This is a genomic window from Rhizobium tibeticum, assembly GCF_900110205.1.
Taxonomy (GTDB): domain Bacteria; phylum Pseudomonadota; class Alphaproteobacteria; order Rhizobiales; family Rhizobiaceae; genus Rhizobium; species Rhizobium tibeticum.
Genome location: NZ_FOCV01000087.1, coordinates 1 through 9,551 on the forward strand (window position 1 = coordinate 1; position 9,551 = coordinate 9,551).

Below are 9,551 nucleotides of genomic sequence, written 5' to 3' on the forward strand. Positions count from 1 at the left end.
CGCGAGAGCGTCGAGCATCCGTTCGGCACGATCAAGCAATGGATGAACCAGGGCGCGTTCCTGATGCGGCGGCTGGAAAACGTCCGCGGGGAGTTCAGCCTGACGGCGCTCGCCTACAACATCAAGAGGGCCATCTCCATCATCGGTGTGCCGGGCCTGATCGCCGCGTTGCGGACATAAAACGCCCCATTTTGCGTTGTTCTCAACCCAAAATAAACGCCACTATGCCCATGAACGCCACCATCGCACCCGAAAACGGAAAAGCTGGAAATTGGACAAAACGCCGCCGTCCACGCCGAAAATCAACTACTTTCCATCATTCGAAGAGTTCTCGGACGGTCTGTGGGGCATACGCGATATGCGCCGCTCGGGACCTCTCGGAAGTTCTGGTACCGCGATGACCTGTCGGTGGCGCTCTCGTCGATTACCACCCCCACCCAACAGAAGCGTCTTTATATGGATCCGCGTATGCTGCCGCTGCTGCAGGGGCGACGTGTGGCGCTGGTCGATGACGTCATCTCCAGCGGAACCTCGATCGTTTCGGGCCTGCGGCTTCTTGCCGGGTGCGGGGTCGAGCCTGTTGCAATCGGTGCGGCGATGCTACAGTCACGCCGCTGGTGCGAGACCCTCGATGCTGCCGGTTCGCAATGGCGGGAAAGAACAGTTGGTGTGCTCTCCACCCCGATGCTGGAGATCACCGAGACCGGCACCTGGCGCCGGCCTGCTGTCTGAGCGCATCATCAGCGTGGAGCGCGGAATGCGATATTTCGCTCTGTACAGCGCAGGCCGAACCGCTACATTCTCGCCGTGGATTGAGGTTCGGGGCAAACCATGACGTTCGATCAAGCATCCTTGCTGATCCTCCTGCTCGCGATGCTCGTTCTGTTTTCGTTGGAGCGCTTCCGCATCGAGGTGGTCGCGATTACCGGTCTGCTCGCCGGTTATGCTCTCCATCTTTATTCCGCAGAGCAGGTTTTCTCCGGCTTTGCCAGTCCAGTGGTCGTCACCGTCGTGGAGATCCTGCTCATTGTGCAGGTCCTTGCGCGGGCGCAACTTTTCGGTCAGCTCGCGGATTTTTTCGTACGGGCCAGATTTTCAAATACCGCGGTCATCGCCACCTTGTCGGGAGCAGCCGGCTTCATCTCCATCTTCATGAATGACATCGGCGCCTTTTCGATCGCCCTACCCGCAACGCTGCGCGTGAGTGCCGCGCTCGCGATACCAAAACGGCAATTGATCATGCCCATCTCCTTTGCTGCCCTCTTGGGTGGGATCGTATCGCTAATCGGCACGCCCGCGAACATGCTAGTCAGCAATGCCTGGACGGAGGCAAGCGGCACCGGCTTTCGCCTTTTCGATTTCGCCTATGTCGGCCTTCCGGTCGCCACCGTCGGCATCGTGCTGACGGCATGGCTCGCACCGCGCCTGTTTCCGAACGAAATCGACGAGGCGCTTTCGGCAGAACGTGCCTCGCCACCGAGACGCTGGATCACGGAGCGACGTATCCCTGCGGGCTCCTCGCTGATCGGGGCGCACCTCTCGGATCTGCCTGATCGGTTCGCGCTGCAGCCTCATACGCTCGTTCGCAATGACAAGTTCGTGTTCGGTACGCCCGAGAAATTGGTCGTCGAGGCGGACGACCTGCTGTTAGCCGAAGCGGACGATACGGTGTTTAATGGGCTTCAAACGTCCGGAACGCTGCTTCCGCAGCGACGTGCGAAGGCAGCCATTGCCGATCTCGACTCCGTCGAGGCGGTCGTGATGCCGGAGAGCACGCTGGTTGGCTCGCGACTGCATTCTCTGGAGGTATTCAGCAGCCGCGACGTCACGGTTTGCGCCCTCTCGATGCGCTCACCGCGGATCGAGGGGCGCTTTGCCGATCTGCAGTTGTCGATCGGCGACATTCTGGTGTTGGAGGGCGAGCAAAAGGCGATCGCCGATGCGCTCGAGGAGTGCGAGTGTCTCCCGCTGGCGTCGCAGCCGCCGTCCCGAATGTCGGCATCGTCCTGGCAGCCCTTTGTCATTTTCGCTGCAGGCGTCGTGGCGACGGCCTTCGAACTCGTCACACCTGATATTGCGTTTGCGGGCGTCGTGCTTGCCCTGGCACTCCTTAATTACCTGAACATTCGCCAGGCAATGGCCGACCTCAACTGGCCAATTATCATCATGCTTGGCGCGATGATCCCGATAGGTTCCGCCGTCGCTACAACGGGCACCGCCCAAGTCATCGCCGCGGCGCTCGGTTCCATGGTGTCGCTGGCCGAACCGACCACGGGGGTGGCGCTCGTTCTCTTTCTGTCAATGCTCCTGACGCCCTTTGTCAACAACGCGACCGTCGCGATCGTCATGAGCCCCATCGCCGTCGCCTTCGCAGCAACCGGGCATCAGTCTCCATCCGCCTATCTGATTGCCGTCGCCGCAGGCGCCTCGCTGGATTTTCTGACGCCGTTCGGCCACCATAACAATACGCTGGCCATGGGCATCGGAAGCTACCGCTTCAGCGACTTCCTGAAGGCCGGCGCACCGCTGACGGTGGTGAGCTATGGTCTGACACTACTTCTCATCTATCTCTTCTGGCTTTAGTAGCGGGTTTGCTTGACATCCCCGGCGATGGAACTAGAGCAGGGGAAAGTACACGATCAATGCACAAGGATGGTCGAGCCCGTGCGAATCCTCTCCGAAGCCCATTTCCCAGAGCTCCCCAATTACTATCGCGGTAAGGTTCGCGAGAATTACGATCTTCCGGACGGGCGGCGCATCATCATCAGCACCGACAGACTGAGCGCCTTCGACCGCATTCTTACCTGCATTCCCTACAAGGGTCAGGTGCTGACGCAGACGGCTCGCTACTGGTTCGAGGCGACGAAGGACATCTGCCCCAATCACATTCTCGACTATCCGGATCCGAACGTTGTCATCGGCAAGCGACTCGATATCCTACCGGTCGAAATCGTCGTCCGCAGCTATCTCGCCGGCACGACGGGGACATCGATCCTCACTCTTTATAAGAAGGGCGAGCGCGAGATGTACGGCATGCGACTGCCGGACGGCATGCGCGACAATCAGAAGCTTCCGACGCCGGTTATCACGCCGACCAGCAAGGAATTCGATGGTGGCCACGACGAACCGCTGACGCCGGCAGAGATCGTCGAGCGACGACTCTTGACCAAGGAGCAATGGGATACGCTGTCGCGATACGCCCTGGCTCTCTTCGAGCGCGGCCAGGACCTTGCGGCCAAGCGGGGACTCATCCTCGTCGACACCAAATACGAGTTCGGCACGGACGAGAGTGGCAACATCATTCTCGCGGATGAAATTCATACACCGGACAGCAGCCGCTACTGGCATGCCGACAGCTATCAGGCAAGCTTCGAGGCAGGAACACGCCCGACAAGCTTCGACAAGGACTTTGTTCGTGCCTGGGTCGCGGAGCGCTGCGACCCCTACAAGGACGAGATCCCGGAGATCCCCGTCGAGCTGATTGAGCAGACCTCCGACGTCTACATCAAGGCCTACGAAAGCATCACGGCGCAACGCTTTGTTCCCGACGACAGCGGCGCAACCCCGGTCGAGCGCATCCGTAAAAATCTGTCAGCATACGTCTCTTAATATCGCCGGGCAGGAAGCCTGCAACATGGGCTTGCAGGCCTTCAGTCGTTGGCGCTAGCATCTGCAAAACTGGGTGCCGACCTCGAGCCGGCGGGGGAATGGATGGCACGCAGGCCAAGACGCAAGGCCGAAGAGACCCGTGAAGACATTCTGTCTATGGCAGAATTGTTGTTCCGCCAACGCGGTTTCGTCGCCGTTTCCATCGCCGACATTGCCGCCTCGCTCGGTATGTCGCCGGCCAACGTCTTCAAGCATTTCCGTTCGAAAACCGCGCTTGTCGACGCCATTGCCGAACGCCACCTCGGCGACGTCGCAGATCGCTTTGCCACCTTTGGCGACGAACTGCCGCCAAACGAGCAGCTGCTGCGCTTTGTGTTGCGCCTGCTCGACAGCCATCTGCAGGACATCCAGCAGAACCCATATATCTTCGAAATGGTCCTGATGACGGTGCAAGCCAAGCTCGAGGCCGGCAATCGATATAGAGAGCGCATCGTTCAGAAGCTCGACGAAATCATACGCGAAGGTATCGCCAAGGGACGCTATCATTGCAACAGCCCGGAAGATGCCGCCAACACCGTCGCCGATGTCCTTGCGAGCGTCCTGCACCCTGTTCTGATCGCCCGTGATGATAAGGACACACTTGTCCACCGCGCAAGGCAGATCGTCATTTTCGTGGATGCCGCACTGCAAAATTGCGCTTGCTAAGTGACGATTCATAACTTACGTCACTTCGTAAAGTCTTTCTTAAATTCGGATCAGTGGCATTCGATTCTGGATCGATGATCGGTCTTCATCGTTGATGAAGGTCATTGGTTCGGACGCCACCGCACAAGGAATTCATTATGATACGGCGCATTTTCCTCGTTTCGTCCGCTCTTGCTATCGGCGGCTTGCTCGTCGCATGCAGCGATAGCGGTAACAAGCAGGGCGCGGCCGGCACCGCTGGCGCAGCCGCTCAACAGGCCGCCCCGGTTGGCGTCATATCCCTGACGAAGGCCACCTTCCCCGTCACCACGATCCTGCCCGGCCGCGCCGAAGCTTCGCAGATCGCCGACATTCGCCCACAGGTTAGCGGCATCATTCGCGAGATCCCTTTCAAGGAAGGTGGCGAAGTCAAGAAGGGCGACGTTCTCTATCAGATCGAAGACGCGCCTTATCTGGCAACCGCTGCGCAGGCGCGCGCCGCCATTGCCAAGGCAGAAGCAAGCGTTCCAAGCGCGCAAAGCAATTTCGATCGTTATCAGCGCCTTGTCGGTTCCGGCGCAACGCAGATCGAGCTTGAGACGGCGCGCACCAATCTTTTGCAGGCGCAGGCCGAGGTCGAATCCGCAAAGGCGGCCCTGACCGCCGCCGAAATCGATGTCGACCACACGAAGATCACCGCGCCCTTCGACGGCGTGATCGACCAGACGGCATACAATGTCGGCAACGTCGTCGCGGCCAACCAGACGACGGCGCTCACCACTGTGCGCCAGCTCGATCCCGTCTATATCCTCCTGACGGAATCGAGCACCAACCTGCTGCGGCTTCGCGACGCGATCCGCAGTGGCGAAGTCAAGGGCAATGCCGGCAACGCCGCCTTCCGCCTGATCCTGGAAAACGGCAAGGAATATGATCAGAAGGGCACCCTCGACATGTCGAAGTCCGTCGTCAGCGAGACGACCGGCACCTTCATCATCCGCGTCCGCTTTCCGAATCCTGATCACATCATCCTGCCCGGCATGTATGTCCGCGCCACGCTAGAACTCGGTGCAGAGGTCGGCTATGCGCTGCCGCAGCTTGCCACCAGCCGGAATGCAAATGGTGAGTTGACGGCGCAGTTCGTCTCGGCCGACGGCAAGGTCGAAACCCGCATCTTCGAGAATGCATCGCCCTCCAACAATGCTTGGCTCGTTACCGAGGGTATCAAGGACGGCGACCAGTTGATCGTCAGCGGCCTGCAGTCGATTGCCGCAGGCATGCCCGTCAAGCCAATGCCGATGAAAATCAATGAAAAGGGCATCGTTGTGCCCGCTGATCAGGCCGCATCCGGTGAAGCGCAAAAGCCCGTCGCGAAGTAATCGCGACGAACCGTGATCAGAGCCGCACAGGAACAGTAAGCCAATGGCCAAGTTTTTCATCCGACGCCCGATCTTTGCTTGGGTCATCGCGATCACGATCATGCTCGCGGGCTTGCTCGCAATCTTCACGCTGTCGATTTCGCAATATCCTGACATCGCGCCGACCACGGTGCGCATCAATGCGACCTATCGCGGCGCGAGCGCCGAAACCGTCGAAAAATCGGTGACGACCATCATCGAAGATGGCATGACCGGCCTCGACGACCTGACCTATATGACGTCGACCTCGTCGACCGGGTCGGCCAGCATCTCGCTGACGTTCGGCACCAGCGTCGACCCAGACATCGCCCAGGTGCAAGTCCAGAACAAGCTCCAGCTCGTCCAGTCCAAGCTGCCCGGCGACGTCATCGACGCCGGCATCAGCGTCACCCGCTCGACCTCGAGCATTCTGCTCGTCGGTTCGCTGGTTTCGACCGACGGCAAGCGCAACTCGGTTGACCTCGGCAACATCATGTCGACGTCCATTGAAGATCAGATCCAGCGCCTGGAAGGCGTCGGCAGCATCAATATCTTCGGCTCCGGCTACGCCATGCGCGTCTGGCTCGATCCGTACAAGCTCTTGAAATACCAGCTGACGACCGGCGACGTTACCTCCGCAATCGAGGCGCAGAACACTCAAGTTTCGGTCGGCTCGCTCGGCGCCCAGCCGGCCGTCGACGGCCAGCAGCTCAACGTCACCATCACCGCGCAGAGCCAGCTGACCACCGTTTCCGACTTCGAGCACATCATCCTGAAGGTCGAGAAGGACGGCTCCACCGTCCGCCTCAGCGACGTAGCGCGCATCGAGATCGGCCAGGAAAGCTACGGTGGCTCGTCGCGCTACAACAGCCAGCCGTCGAGCGGCTTTGCGGTCAACCTCGCCATCGGCGCCAACGCAATCGATACAGCCGCCCGCGTGCGCTCTGCCCTCGACACCATCGGTCGTGGCCTGCCTGAGGGCGTGGAGATCACCTATCCCTACGACACGACCCCGTTCGTCGAGCTGTCGATCGAAAAGGTCGTTCACACGCTGATCGAAGCCATTGTCCTCGTCTTCATTGTTCTGCTGGTCTTCCTGCAGAACCTCCGGGCAACGCTCATTCCGACGATTGCCGTGCCGGTGGTTCTGCTTGGCACTTTCGGCATCCTCGCGTTAGCCGGGTATTCGATCAACACACTGACGATGTTTGCCATGGTGCTCGCAATCGGTCTTCTCGTCGACGATGCGATCGTCGTTGTCGAAAACGTCGAGCGCATCATGACGGAAGAGAAGCTCTCACCGCTCGAAGCGACCGAGAAGTCGATGGGCGAAATCACCGGCGCCATCGTCGGCATTGCGCTCGTGCTGACCGCCGTCTTCATCCCGATGGCGTTCTTCGGCGGCTCGACCGGCATTATCTACCGCCAGTTCTCCGTGACGATCGTGTCTGCGATGCTGCTCTCGGCCGTGGTTGCGATCGTGCTGACCCCCGCGCTCTGCGCGACCATGCTGAAGCCCGTTGCCGAACACCGGAAGCACCGGATCGGCGATTGGTTCAACCGCAACTTCACGCGTTCCACCAACGGCTATGTCAGAACCATCGGCCACCTGCTCAAACGGCCGATCCGCGTCATGCTCGTCTTTCTTCTCATCGGCGTCGGTTGCGCCTATCTGTTCAACCGCCTGCCGAGCTCTTTCCTGCCGCAGGAAGATCAGGGCGTTCTGCTGACCATCGTCACCACGCCTCCCGGGTCGACCACACAGCAGACCCAGGCCGTCGTCGAGAAGGTGGAGAAATACTACCGCGAGAACGAGAAGGATGCCGTCGATTCCGTCTTTGGTGCCCTTGGCTTCGGCTTCAACGGCTCCGGTCAGAACAGCGCGATCGTCTTCACGAAACTCAAGGACTTCTCGCTCCGCACGGCCCCCAACCTGCATGCGCAAGCCGTCGTGACGCGCGCCCTCAAGACCTTCTTCACCTTCCGTGAAGCGCAGGTTTTCGCGTTGTTGCCACCGGCCATCCAGGGTCTCGGCGTCTCGAGCGGCTTCTCCATGTATCTCGTCGATACTGGTGGTCATGGCACCGACGCTCTTGACGCTGCCTCGAAGCGCTTGATCCAGGCTGCAAACTCCAGCGGCAAGGTCGTGGCGCTGCGCAGCAACAACAAGGACGTCGAGCCGCAGATGAAGATTGTCATCGACCAGGAGAAGATCGGCGCGATGGGCGTCGATATCGCCGCGGTCAACTCGATGCTCTCGGTCATCTTTACAGGCCGCGACGTCAACGACTTCACGTTAAACGGCGAGATCAAGCCGGTCTATGTGCAGGGCGATGCCCCCTTCCGCATGCAGCCGAACGATCTGGACCATTGGTACGCGCGCAACTCGAGCGGCGAGATGGTTCCGTTCTCGGCCTTCACCCGCACTGAATGGGTCAAGGGCGCCCCGACGCTGGCGCGCTTCAACGCGGTGAGCGCCATCCCGCTCGAGGGTGCATCGGCGCCGGGCGTGAGCTCCGGCGACGCCATGAACGAAATGGAAGCTTTGACGGCACAGCTTGGTGGCGGTTACACCGTGGCCTGGCAGGGTATCTCTTATCAGGAGCGCTTGTCCGGTTCGCAGGCACCGATGCTCTATGCGATCTCCGTGCTTGTCGTCTTCCTCTGCCTGGCGGCGCTTTACGAAAGCTGGTCGATCCCGTTCTCGGTCATCATGGCGGTGCCGGTCGGCGTACTCGGCGCCCTCGCCGCAGCAACGCTCTTCGGTCAGGCAAACGACGTCTACTTCAAGGTCGGCTTGCTGACGACCATAGGTCTAGCGGCGAAGAACGCGATCCTGATCGTGGAGTTTGCGAAGGACCGAATGGAAACAGGAATGGGACTGCTCGAGGCGACTCTCGAGGCAGCGCGCTTGCGCCTGCGCCCGATTATTATGACCTCGCTTGCGTTCATTCTGGGTGTTGTGCCGCTGGCGATTGCAACCGGGGCGGGCTCCGCGGCGCAGAACGCAATTGGCATCGGCGTGCTCGGCGGCATGCTCGCAGCAACCGCGCTCGGCATCTTCTTCGTCCCCTCATTCTTCGTCGTCATCCGCCGGATCTTCTCGCGGACGCAAAAAAATGAAGCGTGAGTGTGATATAAATGCACTGTGAGAAGATGAGACTCGTTGATACATTGCCGCCAACTGCTTCGGGATGGTGTTTCTCGTATGAGCGAAGCGCGGCCGATAGCGAAGCATGAAGGCTTCTGACAAGAATAGATTTGGTCGAGTTACAGGAAGATTTTTAATGGCATCTTTTCGCTTCGCCTCTCCGGCGCTTCTGCTTCTACTCGCGGGCTGTGTGAGTGGCCCGGACCATGTTCCCCCGGAGATGCCGCTTCCGGCGAAGTTCAGCGAGGGCGGCGCCAAGAACATCGGCGACGTGTCGACGGCGGCCTGGTGGACGGCCTATCGCGACACCCGGCTGAACGGTCTGGTGGTTGAGGGGCTGAACGAGAACCTTACGGTTCAGCAGGCGCTGGAGCGCATCAATGCGGCTGCCGGCGGTGTCACCGTGGCCGGGGCCGGCTCGCTGCCGAGCCTGTTGGTCGGCGCCAGCCACACCACCAGCGGCAGCATGGGCGAGCGCCGCACGGCGAGCGGCGCCACCAACATCAGCGGCGGCGAAGCCAACGTCTCCTGGCTGCTCGACCTGTTCGGCCAGTACCGCCGTTCGAAGGAAAGCGCCCAGGCGAGCCTCGATGCCGCCTATTCCAGCGCTGATGTTGCCAAGCTCACCTATCTGCAGGACCTGGTCAATTCCTACATCGACCTGCGCTTCTTCCAGGAGCGCCTGGCGCTGTCGCGCGCCAACCTGAAGTCGC

7 protein-coding genes and 1 pseudogene are annotated in these 9,551 nt (G+C 60.3%); all 8 read left to right on the forward strand.

Going from position 1 to position 9,551, the window contains the following annotated elements; all coding sequences use genetic code 11:
- Positions 1 to 180, forward strand: a 180-nt coding sequence (locus tag BSG20_RS34055) for a transposase (protein ID WP_143147608.1), incomplete at its 5' end; no start/stop codon positions are given.
- Positions 181 to 342: 162 nt separating this feature from the next.
- Positions 343 to 732, forward strand: a pseudogene (locus BSG20_RS34060) (phosphoribosyltransferase); the annotation flags it as partial.
- A gap of 99 nt (positions 733 to 831) precedes the next feature.
- Positions 832 to 2,583, forward strand: a complete 1,752-nt coding sequence (locus BSG20_RS34065) for an SLC13 family permease (RefSeq protein WP_072382245.1) — start codon at positions 832 to 834, stop codon at positions 2,581 to 2,583.
- An 81-nt stretch (positions 2,584 to 2,664) separates the two neighbouring features.
- Complete coding sequence (locus tag BSG20_RS34070) at positions 2,665 to 3,609, forward strand: phosphoribosylaminoimidazolesuccinocarboxamide synthase (protein ID WP_072382249.1); 945 nt, start codon at positions 2,665 to 2,667, stop codon at positions 3,607 to 3,609.
- A 102-nt stretch (positions 3,610 to 3,711) separates the two neighbouring features.
- On the forward strand, positions 3,712 to 4,314 hold the full coding sequence (locus tag BSG20_RS34075; protein ID WP_072382243.1) for a TetR family transcriptional regulator: 603 nt from the start codon (positions 3,712 to 3,714) through the stop codon (positions 4,312 to 4,314).
- A 137-nt stretch (positions 4,315 to 4,451) separates the two neighbouring features.
- On the forward strand, positions 4,452 to 5,669 hold the full coding sequence (locus BSG20_RS34080; RefSeq protein WP_072382247.1) for an efflux RND transporter periplasmic adaptor subunit: 1,218 nt from the start codon (positions 4,452 to 4,454) through the stop codon (positions 5,667 to 5,669).
- A gap of 43 nt (positions 5,670 to 5,712) precedes the next feature.
- A complete protein-coding gene (locus BSG20_RS34085) occupies positions 5,713 to 8,817 on the forward strand; it encodes an efflux RND transporter permease subunit (RefSeq protein ID WP_072382241.1) in 3,105 nt (1,034 codons plus the stop codon).
- Between the two features lie 157 nt (positions 8,818 to 8,974).
- Positions 8,975 to 9,551 (forward strand): TolC family protein (locus BSG20_RS34090; RefSeq protein WP_177309925.1); only part of this gene is annotated, 577 nt, incomplete at its 3' end.

What these genes read in the sequence shown, in the direction of transcription:
- BSG20_RS34065 (WP_072382245.1), top strand. Translation starts at nt 832, where the DNA reads ATGACGTTCGATCAAGCATCCTTGCTGATCCTCCTGCTCGCGATGCTC.
- BSG20_RS34075 (WP_072382243.1), top strand. Translation starts at nt 3,712, where the DNA reads ATGGCACGCAGGCCAAGACGCAAGGCCGAAGAGACCCGTGAAGACATT.
- BSG20_RS34080 (WP_072382247.1), top strand. Translation starts at nt 4,452, where the DNA reads ATGATACGGCGCATTTTCCTCGTTTCGTCCGCTCTTGCTATCGGCGGC.
- BSG20_RS34085 (WP_072382241.1), top strand. Translation starts at nt 5,713, where the DNA reads ATGGCCAAGTTTTTCATCCGACGCCCGATCTTTGCTTGGGTCATCGCG.